Raw genomic sequence first — 20,844 nt, 5'->3', positions numbered from 1 at the left:
AAACCAATATTCAAAGAGCATCCAAAGTTAGATCTACAAAAGGCTTGTTAGTACATCTGTTTGGAAAGATAGCAGCTGCATTTATAAACTTAATTTTTTAACCCTTGATTCGCATTACTAATTAAAAATGAATAGGATTATGAAAAAATCAATTTTAGGACTACTTGTACTTATTCTATTTGCAAACAAGTCCTTTGCTCAAAATACTACTGCCAGTGAAAAGGAAGTGATTCAACTCTCTAAAGATAAATGGCAGTGGATGGCCGATAAAAATGTAGACAGACTTACACCTTTGTTTGATGATAAATCTGTTTTCGTTCATATGGGAGGAAGTTGGGGAAAAACCCAAGAAATCAATGTGATTAAAAGTGGAGGAATTCATTACAAGAAAGCAGATGTTCATGAAGTGTCAGTAAACATTATCGGTAATACCGCGATCCTCTTAAACAGAATTACACTATTAGCAGTAGTAGGTGGAAATGAAGTGACCAATCCGTTTATTGTAACAGAAGTATATATAAAAGACAATGATGGTTGGAAACTTGGCGCATTGTCGTTCACTAAGATGATGACACCAGGACAATAAAATTTGAAAAAATGAAAAATTTGATTGCGATTGCATTATTTTATTGTACTACTCACGTAAACGCGCAACAAGTAGCCTCACAAAGTCTTACAAAGGAAATTAGTACGGCTTCAGGAATTGTTCGCGGTGTAACAGAAGGAGGTATCTCAATATTCAGAGGTATTCCTTATGCGGCACCACCAGTGGGCGTAAATCGTTGGCGGCCTCCACAGCCAGTGACTGCCTGGAAGGAAGTAAGGGATGTAAGTAAATTTTGTGCTGATTGTCCGCAAGCGACTTGGCCTCGTGGTTCCGGCATTTCACAAAATTCATCTGAAGATTGTTTGTTTCTCAATATCTGGACACCTGCTACAGTAACAAAAAAATCAAAATTACCTGTTATGGTTTGGATTCACGGAGGCGGATTTGTAGGAGGCAGTGGTGGTGGAAATGGATTTACAGGAGCAGCATTTGCAAAGCAGGACGTTATACTCGTTTCTTTCAATTATCGGTTAGGACGTCTTGGCTTTTTTGCTTTTCCCGCTTTAAGTAAAGAGAACCCAAATGAATATAAAGGCAATTATGGCTACATGGATCAGATTGCTGCATTAGAGTGGGTTCAAAAAAATATCGCTGAGTTTGGAGGCGATTCCAAAAATGTAACCATTTTTGGCGAGTCTGCCGGTGGTGTATCGGTACATTCGCTTTTGACAATACCCGCAGCAAAAGGCTTATTTAAGAAAGCAATTATTGAATCAGGGGGCGGACGAGATGGTGTACTAACAGGGCGTCCAATCGATAAAGAAAATGCAGATATTGATTATCCGATATCGGCTGAAACCATTGGAATTAACTTTGCGAATAGATACAATATCGAAGGGGATAATGACGAAGCACTGAACAAGCTAAGAGCATTAAGTGCTGCTGAAATTGTTGATGGTGGAGAAGAAACTGCTGGACAAAGTGGTCCTACAACTTATCCAGGACCAATACTTGATGGCCGTTTGGTAACGGAGACTGCCGAGAGTGCTTATAAGGCAGGTAGGCAACCAAGGGTTCCTATTATTATTGGATCAAATAGTGCAGAAGTTCCTGCAGGTTTTGTTAATGCCAAGTCAAAGGAGGAATTACTGTCATTGTTTGGCAACTATAAAGAGAAGGCAACTGCGGCCTACGATTCTATTGGCAATACAGATTTTGCTAAGATGTTAGCCTTTGTTAATACCGATAAAGTTTGGGCGGAGCCTGCCCGCTTTACCGCTAGAGCATTTACTTCTAAATCGATACCTGTTTATTTGTATCTCTTCTCTTACATACCTTTATCCATGAAAGATTGGATGCGATATGGTGCATCTCATGCCTCGGAGATTGCTTATGTATTTGATAATCTTGTAGAACAGAATGGCATTATTTTTACTGCGAAAGATAAAGAAGTAGGTAAAATAATGAATTCCTATTGGGTTAACTTTGCTAAAACGGGTAATCCAAATGGAAAGGGACTACCGCTTTGGCCGGTATATGATAGTACTAAAAATGAGATTTTTGAGTTTACGCAAGATGGGTCGGCACGTAATTTTTTCGATCATAGAAAAACAAGACTAGACGTTATAGAAAAAGCATTTGAAAGCAATAAATAAAAAGAATTAGATTGCAAACTTATAAATTAAAGCACATTATAATGAAACAGAATGTATTTAAATTGTGGAGTATACTTTGTTTGTCATTGATGATCCAATCATCATTTTATGCTCAAAAAAGCACGAAACAAAAACCGCTACGAATTAAAGAGCAAGGAAGTTTTGCTGTGGGAGGAACTATCATTACCAATCCCGGCACATTTGATCCCTACAGGCCTACTCCTGAAGGGCAAACTTTTCGTGGAGACCATGCTTATGTTTTTTATCAAATTCCTGTAAAGGCTCGCAAGTTTCCATTGGTGATGTGGCATGGTATAGGTCAGTTTTCTAAAACTTGGGAAACCACACCCGACGGACGAGAAGGGTATCAAAATATTTTTCTCCGCAGAAACTTTCCTGTTTATGTGATTGATCAACCAAGAAGGGGTAATGCCGGTAGAAGTACTGTAGCAGCTACCATTAATCCAATACCTGATGAACAGCAATGGTTTGATGTCTTCCGTGTAGGTGTATGGCCCAATTATTTTGAAGGTGTCCAATTTGCTCGAGATTCTATTACACTCAATCAATATTTTCGCTCCATGACACCAAACATTGGTGCTATCGATAGTTATGTTAATTCGGATGCGGTTTCAGCATTATTCAATAAAATAGGTCCTGCAATTTTGATCACACATTCCCATTCTGGTGGTATGGGATGGCTCACTGCTGTAAAAAATCAAACCGTCATGGCAATAGTGTCTTACGAACCAGGTAGTGGATTCTTATTTCCTGAAGGTGAAGTGCCATCACCTTTAACAAGTTCGTCAGGTTCCCTGGAAGCAAGTTCGGTTCCAATGAAAGACTTTATACAACTTACCAAAATACCTGTTGTTATTTATTATGGCGATAATATTCCTGAAAGTCCTTCCAAAAATCCTGGGGCAGACGGATGGAGAATACGACTCCAAATGGCGCGTTTGTGGCGCGATGTAGTCAATAAACACGGTGGTGATGTCACTGTAATTCATTTACCGGAAATAGGAGTTAAAGGCAATACACATTTTCCATTCTCAGATTTAAACAATGTCGACATAGCCAACCTAATGAGTCAATGGCTAAAAGAAAAGGGATTAAATAAGTAATAAGAAAAGAATTATGAAGCAAGTTAGAATTTTTGGTTTTAAAGTAATTGTATTAAGTTTTGCATTATTTTGCAATTACACAAAAGCACAAGATATCGAAACACCTGAAACAAAGTTAAGTGGAAAAGAAAAAAGTATTATTATTATTTCATCGCTTACGGCTAAAGGCGATTTAAAAAAATTAAAAGCGGAACTAAATACAGGTCTTAACGCGGGACTTACAGTAAATGAAATAAAGGATGTATTGGTTCATTTGTATGCCTATTGTGGATTTCCTCGAAGTATAAGAGGATTACAAACTTTTATGGAAGTACTTAACGAACGAAAAGCAAAAAGTATTATTGATGAGCCGGGTAACGAAGCTTCTCCAATCAAAGAGGATGGCAACAAATATCAAAGAGGTAAAAAGATTTTGGAGCAACTTACAAAAACGCAACAATCGGATACCCTTACAGGATATGCAGCTTTTGCTCCAGTAATAGATACCTTTTTGAAGGAACACTTATTTGCTGCTATTTTTGAAAGAGATGTTTTAAGCTTTACTCAAAGAGAATTGGTTACTATTTCTGTTATCAGTGCTATTGGTGCTGCTGAACCAATGCTAAAAAGCCATTTGTCAATTTCTCTCAATGTAGGCTTATCGCCTACACAATTGAAAGAATTTATTTCAGTAATTAAGCCAATCATAGGGAGAAAAAAGACTAAAGCTGCAAAAGAAGTTGCAAAAGAATTGTTGAAAAACAGACAGTCGAAATAATTTAAAAATACAAGAAATGAAAAAATTATCGTTAATAATAGCATTAATAATATCAATAGCAGCTATAGATATGTCAAATGCTCAAACTACTCAAAAGGCACATCAACGAAATCCTTATACCTTGGTATACGATGGAGCAATTACTGAAAATGTTAAAGGGAAAATAAACATACATCCTGTCAGCTATAAAATTAAAGAGATTGCAATAGTTGCCAATGTTTACACACCTGCTAACTTTGACTCTTCAAAAAAATATCCTACATTAGTTATTGCTCATCCTAATGGTGGTGTAAAAGAACAGGTGGTAGGTTTATATGCTCAACGTTTAGCAGAACAGGGCTATATTACTATCACGGCAGATGCAGCATATCAAGGAGGTAGCGGCGGTGAGCCTCGTAGTGTGGATAAACCGGCAAACCGAATTGAAGATATACACGCAATGGCCGACTTTATTTCTCAGTATAAAGGGGTTGACACAGCAAGACTTGGATTACTTGGCATTTGTGGTGGTGGTGGCTATTCATTAAAGGCTGCCCAATCTGACAAACGATTTAAAGCAATAGCAACATTAAGCATGTTCAATTCGGGTGTAGTACGACGTAACGGTTTTATGAACTCACAATTTTCAACAATTCAGGAACGATTAAAACAAGCTTCAGATGCTCGTGCCCAAGAAGCAGCAGGTAGCAAAATTTTGTATTTGGGAGATACTCAACTTACGGAAAAACAAATAGCAGCACTACCGTTTGATTTATATCGTGAAGGATTTGAGTATTACGGCAAAACACACGCTCATCCAAATTCTACATTTAAATACACTATGAGTAGTCTTATGGATTTAATGACGTTTGATGCCAGTACAAATATGGACTTAATAAACCAACCATTATTAATGATAGCAGGTAGTAAAGCTGATACTTTTTATATGACTGACGATGCATTTAACAAAGCTACCAATGCAAAAAACAAAGAATTATTTCTTATTAATGGAGCTACCCATATAGAAACCTATTGGAAATCCGATTATGTATTGCAAGCAATAAATAAATTAGTTAATTTTTATCAAATCAATCTTTAAAATTTAAAAAGATGAAACTTAAAAATATTGCAGGAATATTTCTTGTTGGAGTGTTTGCATTTTCGTGTAAAGCACAAAATAAAGTAACACTTTCCACAGAAACGCAATCACAAAAATCAATCATTTTCCCCAAAGGAGAAAAAATCACCAATGCTAATTTTGCAGGTAGAGCATATTTACAAATGCTGATAGCTGCTGATAGCCTTAATCCAACCTCTGTAGGAAATGTAACCTTTGAACCTGGAGCAAGAACAAAATGGCATCTTCATCCGGGTGGACAAATTTTGTTAGTAACCGATGGAGTTGGATATTATCAAGAAAAAGGGCAACCTAAAAAAATACTTCGCAAAGGAGATGTAATCAAATGTCCACCAAATATTCCACATTGGCACGGTGCTAGTGTTGATACATATTTTGTTCAAGTAGCAATAACAAATACCCAAAACGGTGTTCCCGTTTGGTTAGAAGCTGTAACAGATGAACAGTATAAACAAGTTCAAACAAATAAAATAGAAAAAGAATAAATAAAGCCCAAAAACTAGTTGCAAAAACACATATCTGAAACCTATAGAGATAATGATAGCAGAAATTACTTGAAATTCAAATATTTCTTATTTTGGTTAAATAAATTCTGATTTAAATTACACTCAATAACATAAAAAAACACTGTTGATTTTTTTAGCAACTTTGTCTTTCAAAACAGTCGGCTAAGAGTTTCAAATCTTGTAATAAAAGGTTCGAATTTTGTACCATAAGGTTAACTTAAATTATCTTTATAAACTACTTGTAATCAGTATTTTAATTGGTTTTTCATTGTGTTTAATCTTTGAAATGAAAGAATTATTTAAATGCTTTTTTAATTTGTTTGACCGATTTTGGCACGAATATGACACGGTGAATTTTTGCGTGTCAAAAAAACGGCAAAAGTTTATGAGTGAAGTCACTTTTATAATATCCAAGTTTTATTTCGCCGATACTTGAAGGGGCTTTTCCAATATTCGTGATTTTGATATAAATCGCAAAAGCTGATTTATGGACAGGTAAAGCATTATAATTCTTATTAAGATCAAAAACACAACAAAATGAACATTGTTCTATAATTTCAACTTTGAATTTTGGCTTGCTTATCTCCAGGGATGGAGGAACAAAAAAGTGATCTTCCCTTAGCCTTTATTTGGTTCATCGCACAGAATTTTCAATTAATAACATTACTGTGTCATCTTTTTTGAACTGTTTCATTTTTCTAAAGTTTTAAATTGTTTTATTAATTTTTGAAAACCATTTCATTGATTTTATAAAGCAAAATTACGGTAGATGGAGAGCGAAAAACGATGATATTTGTCAAAAAAGAATATTGGCGAGTAGGGAAAGAGTTAGTCGCATTTTACTTTATAGATCTTATTTTTCGACTAGTTTACTACGAACCCGGCTGAGTGTTTCTTTGCTTATGCCGAGATAAGAAGCAATTGTGTGTTGAGGAAAACGTTGTACAAAATCAGGATAATTTTTTAATAGTTTATCCTGGCCGACTTCAGAAAAAATACAGAAATGTTAATTATAGAAATCTACCTAATTAAAGATAGAAAAGTACTTTAAGTTTAATTTTAGAAACGTGGCAAAATATTGATAGTTCCACTTATATCAAGAATCGAACAGGTTTATGTTCGTTACAATAATCTTCAAAACCTTTTATTAGTTTTTATTGATATTATTAAGGTTTGCAATCATTTTTTGAATAAAAAAAGACAATTTCTGAATATACTGTGAAATTCCTAATGAGTCGATCGGTGAGGATTGTAAATCGTGCTTTGCCAAGAGTTACCATGGCGTTGGCATCGGCTTTTGGTTACAGCATTTGAGCAGAAATAAAACTAGAGCATAGAAAAATTCCTATTAACAAATAGATACGAAACATAATAGTTGATTTATTTTTTTAAGTTGACTGTTTTACCTGTTTTTGCACTTTTCTTGGCAGCCTCCAATATTTCCATTACAATCATATTAGTTTCAAGGGAAGATAAATCAAAAGCCGGAGGTGTTATTTTTTTTGTTACTACTGCTGCCAAAAATGAAAAGGGGTCGTTATTGGGTGCTTCATTTTCTGGCATTTTTTCTTTAATGGGTTGGTCCATGTTTTTCCATCGGTAATTCAAATTATTTCGATCTTCGCAAATAACATAGCCGTGTTGCCCATATATTTCCATATCTTTTCGACTAAAAGGCCAGTTCCATGAGGCTTCAATAATTATTTGTGTTTTAGGATATGTAAGTAAAATAGTGCATTCATCTTCCACTTTCGGATATAAATCAGGTTTAATTTGTTGTGTAATGCAGGTAACAGATTCTGGTTTTTGCCCTTTCATCAACCAGGTTGTTATATCGGCACCATAACAGCCAAAATCAGTTAATACGCCCGCTCCGTTCAAAACTGGGTCGAGTAGCCAATCCGTAAATTCAGGATTACAACCAATTTCTATTGGGCCTGGATGTCCAGTGTGGAAGACTATTTTACGCAAATCACCAACTTTATTTTCATCATTCAAATATTGCCAGGCTCTTTTATTGGAAGCATACCAGGTGGTTTCATAATTGGTAAGTAGCTGTATATTGTGTTTTTCGGCAAGAACCTTCATTTTTTCAGCATGTTCCAGACTTACGGCCAATGGTTTTTCGACCATGACATGAATGCCCAATGGAGCACATTTTTCGACCACGCCCAAATGTTCGTAAACAGAACCAAAAGCGCAAACTGCTTCGGGTTGTGTTTTTTTTATCATTTCGTCCATGGTGTCAAAAACAATATCCATACTGAAACCGTGCTGTTTGGCATACTTTTGTGCCAATTCTCTGTTGGGTTCCACAATGCCCACAATTTTGATGTCGTCATTCGGCGTACGTCCCAATAACCAATGAACATGGGTGTGTGTTAACCGAACAATGCCTATTCGCAGTGATTTTTCGTTAGTTATAGTGCTTTGAGCTTTTAATTTATTGGATTGCCCAAGTAGTGTCATTAGCGTCAATAAAATTAGGATTGATTTATTTCTCATGTTTTATTTATACTTTAAGGTTTTTAGAGTTAATTACAACAGAATGATAACCGCCACGCCGTTTTTTCGTTACTTTGGTTAAATTGGGAATTACCTTTTTTGAAGTTTTCTTCCGTGCTCGCACTTTCTAAATCAATGCTAATATCTATTTCAGTATGCTTATTTCCCAGCATCGAAAGATAAATGCGTGCTAAGCATAAGTCCACTGTTATATTGAAATACCGATTTGTCATTTACCTTTTTTCCCTGCTGCAAAATTTGACTCAAATAACCGGCTTCAATTTTAATGTTTTTATTTACTTTATAACCCACTAATGCAGCTAGTCTATTTTGATCAAAAACATTTGCTTCGACATTTTTCCCAAAACCTGCAAACACCTCATCCAATAAAATGATGCTCAGACTGTTTTTATATACAGGAATCTCCGTTCTTAGCCTATATCGGATCCTGTTCAGAAAAACCCAGTCTTTGTTAATTTCTCCATTTTGATTTAAAAACTTTTCAATAAATCGTTGTTCCAATGTAAACCTATGGGACACATCCACTTTCCCTATTGGATTTTTTAAAATTATCTGCTCATAAATGCGATGTTCAGAAAAAGCATTTGCATTTGGATAATCCCCATAAGGATCCGTTTCGGCAAAAGCATAACCTACATTTAAACTCACATCCTTTCTTAGTGCGTAATTCACCCCTGTTCGCAACAAGCTTTGTTGCGGGTTTTTAAGTCCTTCTACTCTTCGCCATTGGTATTCGGTATGAAAAGCAATTTTTGGACTTATTTTAAATGTGCCGGTATAGGCAAGCCAGCCAATACTGTTTTCATCTGTAATTCTTTGTTCTTGCGAATAGGAATTAACTCCTATTCCAGTAATCATCAAAAAGAACGTTAGTTGTTTTAAGGACATCATAAGCAGTTAAATATGAAAACGTACAGTCGATAGATCATTGCACGTTTTGTGAATTAATATTTATTTATATTTTTTTAATTTTTAGACCCATTTACTATCATGGTATCATCATAGAAAGTAACCAGTCCCGTTGTAATGTCGTGTGTTCCTCCTACAATTCCGATCTCCCCTTTTTCTATCATTTCTTTTAGAATCGGGCTGCGTTCCATTATGGCATGCACCGTTCTTTTTACATTTATGGTAGCCACTTTTTCTACGAACTCTCCATTACTTGAACTGCGATTTTCGGTTTCGGTTTTTTCATCATAAACAGCCGGTTGGATCTTACTTAACAGAGCGGTTAAGTTACCCATTTCCACATGATCACAAGCACCTTTTATGGCACCACATTTTGTATGCCCCAAAACTACGATTATTTTCGATCCCGCAACTTTACAAGCGAACTCCATACTGCCCAAAATATCTTCATTAATAATATTTCCAGCAATACGAACACTAAAAACGTCTCCCAAACCCTGGTCAAAAATCAACTCTGCCGAAGTTCGAGAGTCTATGCAACTCAAAATAACGGCAAAAGGGTGTTGTCCATCCGATGTTTCATTGGCTTGTTGCAAAAGATTACGGTTTACTTTAAGATTATTCATAAATCTTTTATTGCCTTCTTTTAATATTTCAATCGCCATTGTAGGTGTAATGGCATCTTGCATTTCTTTGTTTAATGTTTTCATTGTTTTTTATTTTTAAAAAGTTTCAATTTTAAGCAGGTTCGATACAGTTTGTTTTTCAACCGTACTATTCTTGTCGTGGCATTATCTGATAGTCTTTTATGAATTCTGTAACATCATTATCTATGGATTTGTAGTAAGAGGTTCCTTTGAATTATTTTTACTGGCTTCACTTTCAGTAAGATAAGTTGTTTCCTTTTCTTGCAATACGTTGATAAAGGCATGTTCTAATTGTGAGTCGGTGAATTTTATACGTTTTTAAGCAAAAAAGGAAAGTAATTCTAGGTATGCTAAACCAATTATTATTGCAATACCAAAACTTAGTAATGTTCCAATTAATATGTATCTGTGAGTTGACGATCTTTTGCTTTGGTTAAGTCTCCAAATCTAAAGACTGATTTTGCTGTTAGCAAAAAACCTATAGCCTCCCATTGGTTTAATAAAACAAATGAAAATACTAATAATCGTTCCAACATACCAATATATTTACCTGCATTTTCTAACGAACTGTCTTTTTTACTTATTTCTTCTATTTCTTTTGTCCAAATACTAAAAATAACTTTTAATACGATGGAGGTAACGGAAGTTAAGAGAATAATCACTAATAGAAATAGTAGATTTTTTTCTGTAATATATGTATGAATATCAAAGTTTAAACTCCAGTCATTCGCCACAAAAAAAAGTATTGCTATATGTGCTAATTGATCTAAGAAAAATAATATTCTGTCATTATTGAGTGGCCTCAACAGTTTTACTCCATCTATCACGAAATGGGTAAAAGTTATAAAAGCTATGGGTAAATAATACTGTTTTTCAAAACCCAATACCCCAAGTAATAAAGCCGCATGAATTAAAGTATGTACATATAGGTGCATGGATTTAAACTTATCTTTCTCTTTATGCTTAATCCATTTATTAGATTGCAATACAAAATCACCTAAAAAATGGGCTAGCAATAATTTTATGAACAACATAATTTTTCTATTTCTCGTTTATAATATTCTACACAGTTCATAATTTCATCATAGCCTGCTTTTTTTAAGCTATAACTTACGTTACTCTGTTTTTTATTTAATGATTCTGCAATTTCTACCTGTTTCAAATTAGGGTTTTCCAATTGTTTTTTAAAAATCTCAGCCATTGCAGGTTTCCAATTATCCATAGTTAGTGTAGCTAAATCTAACATGATATTCAGTACCCCATCAAAATCTTTCCAAGGGCTTTTGATAGCTAAGGTGTTTTTATTGAGAGCATCAAATGCTTCTCCGGAATGGATAAATGCTGGACCATTTGAAGAAGATACTTTTTCCGAACGGTATGTTATTTCGCCTATCCCTATAGCCATTCTGATGTCTAAATTAGGAATTTGTTTCGTTACCGCTTTTAATAATATCCCTAACTTCAATGCGTTTATTGGACTCGTGATCAATTGAATGTTGTCGCCACGATACACTTCCCAAGTACTATATTCCGCACCTACATTCTGCAAGGTGTCTTTTAATAAACCGAGCCAAATATCAGGAGATACTTGTCTTGAATTGATTATATCGGCGGTAATTACAGCTTCCATATTTCTTCGTTTTTTGTAAATATATGCTTTTTATCATATAAATCAAAATATATGCTTTTTACCATATAAAATAATATATATGGTTTTTGTCATATAAATTAGAATGTATGTTTTACGATTGTTTTTTATAGCTGCCCATAATAGCTGTTTAATTTATTCGCCATCAGCTTTTTGCGTTCTGCTAAAAATCCTTCGTATACAAAGTGACTTGCTTCCTCTATAATGTATGGAACGTCATTATTAATTAAGTTTTTCTTGTTGGACTTTTCTTCAGCCTCGAGAATACTCATATTACAATTGATATTAACAGCTTACCAGATAAATTTTAGATTCGTGAAGCAGTTGGCTTAATCAAAATAACTTCAAAAAGAAACCACTTCATTTGAAGTAGCTTTTTGTAATTTAATTGTCAATTTATAAATCGATAAAATTGATACTTATTAAGCTCTATTAAAAGTTTTACTGATTTTGGAATATATACTTTCTATTAAAATTTGATTAAATTATGACATTTTCTAAAGCCCGGCCGTACTGGGTCAGCTCGTACTCAACCAAGTTTGGGTCCCGCACGATAGGAGAAATAGTTTTATCCTGTTCCAGCTCGTACAGTTTTTTGATAAAATTTTCGGAGATATTCCTGCACAAAGGGAAGAATTATTCCTTTTTAGATCTTTATTTTTTTAATGTTTACCTATTGTTTGCACATAAAGGCTATGTTATTTTTTTTTTTTAACATAATGTATTTATTAATAGTAACTTGTGTTGTTGTTTTGTTGTTTTTCCTTCAAAAAAATCTGATAGCCTCAATCTATTTTTGTACTTTAGTATGCAATATTCAATACACTTTATCCACCCAATATAACAGATAGCGAAAGGCATACTATAATACTGTGGAAATAATTTTATTCATCATGACTAAAAATAATTTTTTACGAGCAATCTATATGGGAAGCCTTTTGATGTTGATAGTCGTATCTTGTAATAGGAAAAACGAAGCAATAAATGAAATAGAACTTAAGCGTGGTGGTGTCATTTCATGTGGTCCTCCGGATAAAGAGTTTGGTACAGTCGGATTTGAAACATCCTGTTCCGATGAAACAAAAAAAGACTTTAAGCTTGCTATATCGTTACTTCATTCCTTTGAATATGATGAAGCTGAAAAAGCTTTCGCAAAAATAATTGATAAGCAGCCTGATTGTGCAATGGCGTACTGGGGAGTAGCCATGTGCAATTATCATACGCTGTGGGCTCCACCTACTTTACGAGAACTTGAAAAAGGCGCTAAAGCAATTGCTATTGCACAGGGGCTCAAACAAAAATCAGAAATGGAGGAGGATTATATTAATGCGTTGGCATTGTTTTATAATAACCGAAAGACCACTGATCACCGCACCCGTAGCAAGAGTTTTGAAAAGGCAATGGGTAAAATTTACACATCAAATCCGAACAATAAAGAAGTTGCCATATTTTATGCTTTAACCTTGATAGCTACTGTGGAACCTGCTGATAAATCTTTCGGCAATCAAATAAAAGCTGGTACTATATTAAACGCCCTGTATCCTGGGCAGCCAAATCATCCCGGAATTGTACATTATATTATCCACGCGTACGACAATCCGGAACTGGCAACATTAGCCTTACCTGCAGCTAGAAAATATGCTTCCGTTGCACCATCTTCAGCACATGCTCAGCATATGCCTTCACATATTTTTACCCGACTTGGGCTTTGGGATGAATGTATCAATTCAAATAATGCTGCTGCTTATTCGGCAAAATGTTATGCTGAATCAACCAGAATGATAGGCCATTGGGATGAAGAGCTTCATTGCCTTGATTACCTTGTATATGGCTACCTACAAAAAGCTGATAATGCTGCCGCAAAAAAGCAGTGGGATTACCTTAAGACTATTCACGAAGTTGAACCAGTAAGTTTTAAAGTGTTCTATGCATTTGCTGCAATTCCATCACGGTATGTTTTGGAAAACAAAATGTGGAAAGAGGCTGCAAGCTTAAAAATTCATCCAGCAAACCTTCCTTGGCAAGACTTTCCTTGGCAAAAAGCAATTATTCATTTTACCCGATTACTTGGAGCTGTCCATATTGGCGACATCAACGCTTCAAAGGCTGAGCTCAAAAACTTACATATTCTTCACAATGACCTTATGAAGCAAAACGATGTATATAAAGCCAATCAGGTGTTGATACAAATTAAAACAGGTGAGGCGTGGATACTATTTAAAGAAGGGAATGAAACTAAAGCATTACAACTAATGACTCTGGCCGTCGACATGGAAGACAAAACCGAGAAACATGCTGTTACACCCGGTGAAGTACTTCCGGCAAAAGAATTATTGGCTGATATGTTATTGCAATCGAATAAACCGGCTAAAGCCTTAACAGCTTATGAAGAAAATTTAAAAAAGCATCCCAACCGATTTAATGGATTATATGGTGCGGGAATAGCAGCTGAAAGGGCTAATAATTTTGAGAAAGCAACATATATTACCGTCAATTGTTAGCCATTGCAAATTCACCTGGTGCAAACAGACCAGAACTTGAAAAAGCAAAGTTGTTTTTAAAGAAGTAAATGAAAGTACTAATAACTTTGGGTAATTGTTCCTTTTGAAAGCATTAGTAAATACTTGATTAACGTTTCCTTTTACTTTTGTAGCAGCCTTTTTATGTGATGATTTTAGGCAGCTAAGTTAGTCATTACATGCTCCTCATGGTTTTTAAAAGACGATGACTTATAGCTTGTATTTCGACCAACTTTGCGATGCCTGTATGTGAATAGATTTAATAGATTCTGTTCAAATCTATGATATCTCCTTTAAAAATTTTAATTTAGAGTTCAAATTTTGTAACATAAGATTCGTAACGAACCCACTTTTTTCCGTGGGTTTGTGGCGTTTAGTTTCGTATTTCTTATTTTCCTACATTTACAACAACAAATACAAGATTTTACGGCAAAATGGGATTAAGAACTATTTTAGGAGACTAATGTATTTATACCATTTATTTGTTGATCGGGATATTCCTATATTAGCTTGTTTTATAAAAATAGCATTCATGACTTTCTATTTCAAACGATCATTACTCCTTTGTTCTCTTTTTTGGATTGTTTCTTGCAAATCGCAACCAGCTATATCTGATATTGAAGGTGAAAATAGCCCGCTTATCAGTGATACTACATTTGTAAATTTAAAAGAATACAGTCCGGATTTTGTATATGATATGAAGTATGCAACTCCTGATAATTTTCTGAAAGAAAAAGTCTATGATTGTTCGGAATGTTTTTTGCGTTTAAAAACTGTTCGGGGACTTGTGGAAGCTAATAAAAAATTCATTGAAAAAGGATATAGAATCAAAATTTTTGATTGCTACCGCCCTTTAGATATTCAGAAAAAAATGTGGAAAATTGTTTCTAACCCTGAATATGTTGCAAATCCTGCTAAAGGCTCCATTCATAATAGAGGAGGAGCAGTAGATATTACTTTAGTTGACTACAATGGAAAAGAATTGGATATGGGAACTTCTTTCGATTATTTTGGAATCGAAGCCAGTCATAATTATCTAAACTTATCTGAAAAAATCAAACGAAACAGGAAATTACTTAAAAAAATAATGGTTCAAAAGGGTTTTAATTCTTTTGATTCAGAATGGTGGCATTACAACTTAAAATCGGGTTTGAATGATGAAATTTCTAATACAAAATGGGATTGTGATTAGTTTTCTACGCAATGCAGGTTGTTAATGAAATAGGCTTCAGGTTGATAAACCTCGTTGTTTAGCTCCGATTTAAATTCTTTTTTAAGAATATAATCTTCAGTATCTGTTAAATATTTAATTCTCATCATGGATACAGGAGAACTTTTTAAATCCTCAAAACTATCTTTCACAAACATAAATGAGCCGGATATTAGCCTGTTATCAAAACCTTTATCGTCTCGAATCATAGTGCCACAATTCTCCTGATTTATGTGGATTAATGTTATGATTTTTCCATTATTTAGCTGTAAAAATAATTTTGAATTTTTATCAAAGCAATTCGCTTTCATAAATTCTTTACTTTTTTGAATCAATTGTACATTCAATGTTGGTAAACCATCAGTCAGTGCTAAGGAATAAAAGATATAACTGGAATTTCCAGCAAAATTTTTCTCGGAAATCATGTATTCCTTAGTTGATTTGTAAGTTCCTATAGAATCGGTAACGTTCACGCTATAATCACATGTTTTTTGAGCAAATAGGGTAACGCTTAATAAGAATAGTATAATTGTAAATTTAGCTTTCATTTTTTATTTTATTTTGGTGCAAATTAAAACTATTTTATGATTATTTATATCAGTTGTGAAAAAACAATATGCATTTCCTCCTTCTTTTATTTTCCATTTTTTCCGGATGCTATCCACGCTATCAGGAAAATTTCTGGTCGTAATATTGGCTTGAGTATTTTCTAAATACTTTTTCATTTCTGTTTTACTGTAAAGAATTGTTTTTTGAATTTCAAAAACGCGTCCGGGGAAGGGAATTAAATTTTCTGAAGTATATAGATGGGAATGTTTGTGCAGTTTGTTTAGGTTGTAAAACAAACCAACATGATCAAATCCACCGGACTTCATTATGGCGCTATTGGCCTCATACAAATATTTAAGAGGTAAGCTAAAGAGAGGTAATTTATCCTGTTCGTCCAAAATAAAATCGAATGTTTCTATTTTTTCTTTCAAAATATTAGCTGTTTTGATAGTTATATTTCCACAATAGGATGTATGCAATTCCCATAATAGTTCTTTAACTTCATTTTCTAAAGCTATAATATGTATTGCTTTTACATTTTTTAGTTCAGATAATCCAGCTGATATATCGAGTAGAGGAGCAGTTTTTATTAAAATAGCATTTGAATTTTTAAAGTATAACTCTAGATTTTCAGGAACATTAGGCAAACAATCTTTGAGCATAAATACCTTTCCTTTTGCATCATTTCTTCTGGAAGGATCGATATAAATCCAGTCCCATTTTGTGTTTAAAGAAAGCAAAGTTGCTAAACTATCTTCTGCATAACAGGTGATGTTAGTAACATCCAATTGTTTAAAATTGTGTTTTACTATGTTGGACAATTCTTGATTAATTTCGCAATGCACAACCTTTTTTATTTCTTTCGCAAAGTAATAATCGTCCACTCCAAAACCTCCTGTCAAATCAATTAAGCATTCACCTGAAACAATCGAGGCTTTATAAGAAGCCGTTTTTTCGGACGAAGTTTGCTCTAGCGAAATTTTAGTTGGATAAATTATGTTTTTGGAGGCAAACCAATTGGGCAATTTATCTTTTGCTTTTGTTTTAGCCTCAATTTGGTTCAAAATAGAAATCCAATCTACAGTTGGAAATGGATTTTTTTGGAGCGCTAATGTAGAGATGCTTTTACCAATATTGGCATTGATAAATTGTTGAATTTGGGAATCCAGAATCATTAAATCCAAAATTAGATGTCTTTCGTTAATAGCAAAATAATTTTGTTCTCTGGAAAGAATTCTTTACCCATTACTTTAATTATGGTATATAAAGGAACTGCCACTATCATTCCCAATATGCCAAAAAGGAAACCTGCAATTAGGATGACAAGAAATATTTCCAAGGGATGTGAACTTACACTTTTCGAAAAAATGATAGGTTGGGATAAATTGTTGTCAATAATCTGAACAATCCAAAAACCAATTAGTACATATATTGTAGTTGGCAAAATTTCAGATTGGAAATCGCTTCCTAAATTGCTCAGCATTGTTAAAATTGCAGCTAAAACGGATGCTATTAACGGACCAATATACGGAATGATGTTTAGGACTGCACATAAAAAGGCAATGACAATGGCATTTGGAACTCCAAAAATCAATAAAACAATCATATACAACAGGAATACTATGAATAATTGAAGTAATAATCCAATGAAATAACGAGACAATAGGTAGTTTATTTTATCTAAAGAGTTCAAAATTTGGTCTTCATGACTGTCCGGAATTAATTTTTTTGCTCCTAGTATAAATTTTAATCGATCTTTAAGAAAGAAAAAAGTAATAAATAGTACTGCACCCAATCCTATTCCAAAACTGCTGAGTGTACCAAGGATTGCATTTAAAAAATTAGGGATGATATTGAAATTTATTTTAGAAGTAATATTGGCTTCCTTTAGCACTTGGGAGGAATCAATATGATGGCTTTCTAAGAATGCAGAAATTTGATTTATCAACTGGACTATATTGTTTTCGATTGCAGATGTGTTAAGAAGCGATAAGTTTTGTCCTTGCGATAAAATCAAAGGAATAAACATCATTATGAAACCCAATATAATTAATATGAAAATAAATAAAGTTGTTATCGTCGCAAAAATGTGATTGAATTTCAATCGTTTTCTGAAAAAATCCAAAATAGGATTTCCAATCAATGTAAGTATAAATGATACAACAAGATAAATCAGCACGGTTTGAATTTGATAAAAAAAGAACAAAATTAAACCGCTAACTACGATTGTCAACAATGCTCGAAGAATACCATTAGAAATGGTTTTTGATGTAATCATATCTTTATTTTAGTTTATAAAGATAAAAAAACTCGCTAATAAGTAGCGAGTTTTCAATTCGAAAATCTAAAAAATTATATTCCAAAAGCTGCTCTTGCTCCGCCTGTCACAAAAATAGCATTAATTCTTGATTTTTGACCATTAGTAAACATATACATTCCTCTATCATCTGTGTAATCCATGTAGTTCATAGTCATTTCAACCGGGGTTCCTGAACAAGTACTGTAATGGGGATAAACAGGAACGCCAAAATTGGCAGTATTGTGAGTAGGCGTGTCAGAAACTAAATCACTTCCACAAGTCGTATCACCCCAAATATGACGCAAATTCATCCAGTGACCCACTTCGTGAGTTGCAGTTCTTCCCAAATTGTATGGATAGGCGCCTGAACCTGATAATCCAAAATATTTTGAATCTACAACTATTCCGTCAGTTGCTATTGGGCCGCCAGGAAATTGCGCATAACCCAAAATTCCACCGCCGATAGTGCAAACCCATATATTTAGCATTGTTTCTGGGGAAGTAGGACTTATACCGCCTTGTTTTGTTTTTTTCATGGCGTCTCGGGTTCCCCAAGAACTTTTAGAGCTCTTTTTTTTAATTATGTCCTCGAGTACAAATGTAATTCCAACATTAGCAGCGACTCCTGAGAATAAAGCAGGTATAGTATTAAAATCGGAGTTTGTGGCGTTAAAATCGTGATTTAAAACATTAATTTGAGTTTGTATTTGAGCCTCCGAAATATTTTCAGCTGTAGTTTTGTACAATACATTCACTACAACAGGAATTTCAATTTTACCGTTTACAAAACGACCCGTTAGCATTGCTTTTTGTGTAAAGGCTTCAATTTGGTTCCTCCTAAAAGCTAATGTGGGGTCTGCTTTCAATTGTGCTTCAAGCACTTCTTGAGAAGCACAAGAACGTAGGGTAATCTGGTCTTTAGCTGGATTTGTTGACTCGGTCTGCTCATTTTGACAGGAGAAAAGCATTAAAAATACTGCTGCAATTAAAATAATTTTTTTCATAAGAGTAGTTTTTAAGGGTTTAAACAACTGTTTGTTAGGTAAATAACAAGCAATTTACGATTAATATTTGTGATATATTAATCCTTTAGTATAATATTCAAAATACTACAATAGTAAGATGGCTGGAATAAGTCTTTGTAAAAGTTAGATTAATTTAAATTGCACAAAAAAAAACCCGCTAACAAGTAGCGAGTTTTAAATTCTAAAAACTAAAAAATTATATTCCGAAACCTGCTCTTGCTCCGCCTGAAACGAAAATAGCAGCCATTCTTGATTTCTGACCGTTAGAAAACATATACATTCCTCTATCATCTGTGTAGTCCATGTAGTTCATAGTCATTTCTACTGGAGTTCCAGTACAAGTGCTATAGTGAGGATAAGCTGGCACACCGTAATTAGCAGTGTTATGTGTAGGTGTGTCAGTAACTAAATCACTTCCACAAGTTGCATCACCCCAGATATGACGTAAGTTCATCCAGTGACCTACTTCGTGAGTTGCTGTTCTTCCTAAATTGTAAGGATAGGCTCCTGAACCTGATAATCCAAAATATTTTGAATCGATTACAACTCCATCAGTAGCAGTACTTCCTCCAGGAAATTGTGCGTACCCTAAAATTCCTCCACCGATAGTACAAGCCCACATGTTCAATTTGGTAGTTGGTGAAGTAGGATCTAAACCTCCTTGTTTTGTTTTTTTCATCGCGTCTCTGGTACCCCAAGAGGTTTTAGAGGTAACTTTTCTGTTAACTGTTTCTAAAACAAACGTGATGCCCACATTTGCAGCAGCTCCTGAGAATAAAGCAGGAACAGAATTGAAATCTGAATTAGTAGCATTGAAATCTTGATTTAATACATCAATTTGAGATTGTATTTGAGCATCAGAAATATTTTCTGCAGCAGTTTTATACAATACATTCACGACAACAGGTATTTCAATTTTACCGTTTACTAAACGACCAGTTAACATTGCTTTTTCTGTAAATGCTTCTATTTGGTTCATTCTTAAAGCTAAGGTAGGATCAGCTTTTAATTGTGCTTCAAGTACTTCTTGAGATGCACAACCACGTTGCGCAATTGCATTGGTTGCAGGATCTGTTGATTCTGATTGGTCATTTTGGCATGAGAATAGCATTAAAAATGCTGTTGCAGTTAAAAGAATTTTTTTCATAATAATAAATGGTTTTTGTTATAAAATAATGATTTGGGTTAATAATACTGCAATTTTATAACAATTTATTCGATTAAAAAAATTTTTTTAAATAAATTTTAACAATGAACTATATCGTTGTAGTTACAAGGGTTTGCAATTGCCAATTAGTAAATTATCTTTTATTTGTGAGTTCGTACAGCGCTATACTTGCAGCTTGAACCACATTCATACTGCTGTTTTCTCCAAACATATTAATATGGACTGTCTGATTTGAGATTGTTAAAATTTCGTTACAAATGCCGTTTATTTCGCTGCCTAGTACTAAAGCTATTTTTTTTGAAGGTGGAAAGTTTATTTCTTGGAGCGGCTTGCTTGCATTGGTAATTTCTAAGGCGATAATTTCATAATTATTTTCAAGTAAATAATCAATTAAATCTTTGGTTTGGACAATTACGGAATAGGGGACATGTAAATGGGTACTCCGGGAAGTTTTATTTATTTTTCTAGGATTAAGGGGTATATTTCTTCCTAAGAAAATGATCTTTTCAATACCAAAAGCCTCACTAATTCTAAATAATGAGCCAATATTCTGCTGAAAATAAATATTATCACATACTAATGTAATAGGAAATGTTTTTTTTTCAAAAGGAATATCTTTATGTTCTAATTGCACGGAT

The 20,844-nt window shown here is 34.0% G+C and carries 21 protein-coding genes; 8 read left to right on the top strand and 13 right to left on the bottom strand.

The genetic code is table 11. The features are described from left to right. The first annotated feature begins 139 nt into the window (after positions 1–139). From ACNQGN_RS15855 to ACNQGN_RS15830, 6 genes are read left to right on the top strand one after another with little or no spacing between them, the layout of a single operon-like run. Positions 140–586 (top strand): nuclear transport factor 2 family protein, encoded by a 447-nt coding sequence (locus ACNQGN_RS15855; protein WP_417988805.1) that lies wholly within the window; start codon positions 140–142, stop codon positions 584–586. 11 nt (positions 587–597) lie between these two features. Continuing rightward, positions 598–2,202, top strand: a complete 1,605-nt coding sequence (locus tag ACNQGN_RS15850) for a carboxylesterase/lipase family protein (RefSeq protein ID WP_417988804.1) — start codon at positions 598–600, stop codon at positions 2,200–2,202. A gap of 41 nt (positions 2,203–2,243) precedes the next feature. Further along, positions 2,244–3,326, top strand: a complete 1,083-nt coding sequence (locus tag ACNQGN_RS15845; RefSeq protein WP_417988803.1) for an alpha/beta hydrolase — start codon at positions 2,244–2,246, stop codon at positions 3,324–3,326. A gap of 13 nt (positions 3,327–3,339) precedes the next feature. Beyond that, positions 3,340–4,083: a carboxymuconolactone decarboxylase family protein gene (locus ACNQGN_RS15840; RefSeq protein ID WP_417988802.1), complete on the top strand. Its 744-nt coding sequence runs from the start codon at positions 3,340–3,342 to the stop codon at positions 4,081–4,083. A 16-nt stretch (positions 4,084–4,099) separates the two neighbouring features. Continuing rightward, positions 4,100–5,161, top strand: coding sequence for an alpha/beta hydrolase (locus ACNQGN_RS15835; protein WP_417988801.1), 1,062 nt, complete (start codon positions 4,100–4,102; stop codon positions 5,159–5,161). Between the two features lie 11 nt (positions 5,162–5,172). After that, positions 5,173–5,685 carry a cupin domain-containing protein gene (locus ACNQGN_RS15830; protein ID WP_417988800.1) on the top strand — a complete coding sequence of 171 codons (513 nt, stop codon included), beginning with the start codon at positions 5,173–5,175 and terminating at the stop codon, positions 5,683–5,685. A 1,401-nt stretch (positions 5,686–7,086) separates the two neighbouring features. On the opposite strand, the gene ACNQGN_RS15825 is transcribed toward ACNQGN_RS15830, so the two are convergent. The 7 genes from ACNQGN_RS15825 to ACNQGN_RS15795 all read right to left on the bottom strand — a co-directional run bounded on the left by ACNQGN_RS15825 (position 7,087) and on the right by ACNQGN_RS15795 (position 12,063). Beyond that, positions 7,087–8,211 carry a Gfo/Idh/MocA family protein gene (locus tag ACNQGN_RS15825; protein WP_417988799.1) on the bottom strand — a complete coding sequence of 375 codons (1,125 nt, stop codon included), beginning with the start codon at positions 8,209–8,211 and terminating at the stop codon, positions 7,087–7,089. Positions 8,212–8,370: 159 nt separating this feature from the next. Then, positions 8,371–9,123, bottom strand: a complete 753-nt coding sequence (locus ACNQGN_RS15820) for a DUF2490 domain-containing protein (protein WP_417988798.1) — start codon at positions 9,121–9,123, stop codon at positions 8,371–8,373. Positions 9,124–9,197: 74 nt separating this feature from the next. Then, positions 9,198–9,851, bottom strand: coding sequence for a carbonic anhydrase family protein (locus ACNQGN_RS15815; RefSeq protein WP_417988797.1), 654 nt, complete (start codon positions 9,849–9,851; stop codon positions 9,198–9,200). A gap of 332 nt (positions 9,852–10,183) precedes the next feature. Next, positions 10,184–10,822 carry a DUF3307 domain-containing protein gene (locus tag ACNQGN_RS15810; protein ID WP_417988796.1) on the bottom strand — a complete coding sequence of 213 codons (639 nt, stop codon included), beginning with the start codon at positions 10,820–10,822 and terminating at the stop codon, positions 10,184–10,186. Beyond that, a complete protein-coding gene (locus ACNQGN_RS15805; protein WP_417988795.1) occupies positions 10,810–11,418 on the bottom strand; it encodes a SatD family protein in 609 nt (202 codons plus the stop codon). The genes ACNQGN_RS15810 and ACNQGN_RS15805 overlap by 13 nt, the downstream gene beginning before the upstream one ends. A 125-nt stretch (positions 11,419–11,543) precedes the next feature. After that, positions 11,544–11,708 carry a hypothetical protein gene (locus tag ACNQGN_RS15800; RefSeq protein ID WP_417988794.1) on the bottom strand — a complete coding sequence of 55 codons (165 nt, stop codon included), beginning with the start codon at positions 11,706–11,708 and terminating at the stop codon, positions 11,544–11,546. 208 nt (positions 11,709–11,916) lie between these two features. Beyond that, on the bottom strand, positions 11,917–12,063 hold the full coding sequence (locus ACNQGN_RS15795; RefSeq protein ID WP_417988793.1) for a winged helix-turn-helix transcriptional regulator: 147 nt from the start codon (positions 12,061–12,063) through the stop codon (positions 11,917–11,919). 266 nt (positions 12,064–12,329) lie between these two features. Between ACNQGN_RS15795 and ACNQGN_RS15790 the strand changes: the two genes are divergently transcribed. Both ACNQGN_RS15790 and ACNQGN_RS15785 read left to right on the top strand, forming a co-directional pair. Beyond that, positions 12,330–13,937: a tetratricopeptide repeat protein gene (locus ACNQGN_RS15790; protein WP_417988792.1), complete on the top strand. Its 1,608-nt coding sequence runs from the start codon at positions 12,330–12,332 to the stop codon at positions 13,935–13,937. Between the two features lie 550 nt (positions 13,938–14,487). Beyond that, on the top strand, positions 14,488–15,147 hold the full coding sequence (locus ACNQGN_RS15785; RefSeq protein ID WP_417988791.1) for a M15 family metallopeptidase: 660 nt from the start codon (positions 14,488–14,490) through the stop codon (positions 15,145–15,147). Here ACNQGN_RS15785 and ACNQGN_RS15780 read toward each other — a convergent pair. The 6 genes from ACNQGN_RS15780 to ACNQGN_RS15755 all read right to left on the bottom strand — a co-directional run bounded on the left by ACNQGN_RS15780 (position 15,144) and on the right by ACNQGN_RS15755 (position 20,840). Beyond that, positions 15,144–15,713, bottom strand: a complete 570-nt coding sequence (locus tag ACNQGN_RS15780; protein WP_417988790.1) for a hypothetical protein — start codon at positions 15,711–15,713, stop codon at positions 15,144–15,146. The two genes, ACNQGN_RS15785 and ACNQGN_RS15780, sit on opposite strands and share 4 nt — an antisense overlap. Positions 15,714–15,716: 3 nt before the next feature. Then, on the bottom strand, positions 15,717–16,889 hold the full coding sequence (locus ACNQGN_RS15775; protein ID WP_417988789.1) for a THUMP-like domain-containing protein: 1,173 nt from the start codon (positions 16,887–16,889) through the stop codon (positions 15,717–15,719). Between the two features lie 11 nt (positions 16,890–16,900). Then, entirely contained in the window at positions 16,901–17,992 is a 1,092-nt protein-coding gene (locus ACNQGN_RS15770) for an AI-2E family transporter (protein WP_417988788.1), read from the bottom strand. Positions 17,993–18,066: 74 nt separating this feature from the next. Then, entirely contained in the window at positions 18,067–19,017 is a 951-nt protein-coding gene (locus ACNQGN_RS15765) for a zinc metalloprotease (RefSeq protein ID WP_417988787.1), read from the bottom strand. Between the two features lie 217 nt (positions 19,018–19,234). After that, a complete protein-coding gene (locus ACNQGN_RS15760) occupies positions 19,235–20,185 on the bottom strand; it encodes a zinc metalloprotease (RefSeq protein WP_417988786.1) in 951 nt (316 codons plus the stop codon). Between the two features lie 154 nt (positions 20,186–20,339). Further along, a complete protein-coding gene (locus ACNQGN_RS15755) occupies positions 20,340–20,840 on the bottom strand; it encodes a TrmH family RNA methyltransferase (protein WP_417988785.1) in 501 nt (166 codons plus the stop codon). Between the last annotated feature and the right edge of the window lie 4 nt (positions 20,841–20,844).

The organism is Flavobacterium rhamnosi (assembly GCF_048286515.1).
GTDB lineage: Bacteria > Bacteroidota > Bacteroidia > Flavobacteriales > Flavobacteriaceae > Flavobacterium.
The sequence above is the reverse complement of the archived record's forward strand: the minus strand, read 5'-3'. Positions and strand labels throughout refer to the sequence as shown.

What these genes read in the sequence shown, in the direction of transcription:
- ACNQGN_RS15855 (WP_417988805.1), top strand. Translation starts at nt 140, where the DNA reads ATGAAAAAATCAATTTTAGGACTACTTGTACTTATTCTATTTGCAAAC.
- ACNQGN_RS15850 (WP_417988804.1), top strand. Translation starts at nt 598, where the DNA reads ATGAAAAATTTGATTGCGATTGCATTATTTTATTGTACTACTCACGTA.
- ACNQGN_RS15845 (WP_417988803.1), top strand. Translation starts at nt 2,244, where the DNA reads ATGAAACAGAATGTATTTAAATTGTGGAGTATACTTTGTTTGTCATTG.
- ACNQGN_RS15840 (WP_417988802.1), top strand. Translation starts at nt 3,340, where the DNA reads ATGAAGCAAGTTAGAATTTTTGGTTTTAAAGTAATTGTATTAAGTTTT.
- ACNQGN_RS15835 (WP_417988801.1), top strand. Translation starts at nt 4,100, where the DNA reads ATGAAAAAATTATCGTTAATAATAGCATTAATAATATCAATAGCAGCT.
- ACNQGN_RS15830 (WP_417988800.1), top strand. Translation starts at nt 5,173, where the DNA reads ATGAAACTTAAAAATATTGCAGGAATATTTCTTGTTGGAGTGTTTGCA.
- ACNQGN_RS15825 (WP_417988799.1), bottom strand. Translation starts at nt 8,211, where the DNA reads ATGAGAAATAAATCAATCCTAATTTTATTGACGCTAATGACACTACTT.
- ACNQGN_RS15820 (WP_417988798.1), bottom strand. Translation starts at nt 9,123, where the DNA reads ATGATGTCCTTAAAACAACTAACGTTCTTTTTGATGATTACTGGAATA.
- ACNQGN_RS15815 (WP_417988797.1), bottom strand. Translation starts at nt 9,851, where the DNA reads ATGAAAACATTAAACAAAGAAATGCAAGATGCCATTACACCTACAATG.
- ACNQGN_RS15810 (WP_417988796.1), bottom strand. Translation starts at nt 10,822, where the DNA reads ATGTTGTTCATAAAATTATTGCTAGCCCATTTTTTAGGTGATTTTGTA.
- ACNQGN_RS15805 (WP_417988795.1), bottom strand. Translation starts at nt 11,418, where the DNA reads ATGGAAGCTGTAATTACCGCCGATATAATCAATTCAAGACAAGTATCT.
- ACNQGN_RS15800 (WP_417988794.1), bottom strand. Translation starts at nt 11,708, where the DNA reads ATGAGTATTCTCGAGGCTGAAGAAAAGTCCAACAAGAAAAACTTAATT.
- ACNQGN_RS15790 (WP_417988792.1), top strand. Translation starts at nt 12,330, where the DNA reads ATGACTAAAAATAATTTTTTACGAGCAATCTATATGGGAAGCCTTTTG.
- ACNQGN_RS15785 (WP_417988791.1), top strand. Translation starts at nt 14,488, where the DNA reads ATGACTTTCTATTTCAAACGATCATTACTCCTTTGTTCTCTTTTTTGG.
- ACNQGN_RS15780 (WP_417988790.1), bottom strand. Translation starts at nt 15,713, where the DNA reads ATGAAAGCTAAATTTACAATTATACTATTCTTATTAAGCGTTACCCTA.
- ACNQGN_RS15775 (WP_417988789.1), bottom strand. Translation starts at nt 16,889, where the DNA reads ATGATTCTGGATTCCCAAATTCAACAATTTATCAATGCCAATATTGGT.
- ACNQGN_RS15770 (WP_417988788.1), bottom strand. Translation starts at nt 17,992, where the DNA reads ATGATTACATCAAAAACCATTTCTAATGGTATTCTTCGAGCATTGTTG.
- ACNQGN_RS15765 (WP_417988787.1), bottom strand. Translation starts at nt 19,017, where the DNA reads ATGAAAAAAATTATTTTAATTGCAGCAGTATTTTTAATGCTTTTCTCC.
- ACNQGN_RS15760 (WP_417988786.1), bottom strand. Translation starts at nt 20,185, where the DNA reads ATGAAAAAAATTCTTTTAACTGCAACAGCATTTTTAATGCTATTCTCA.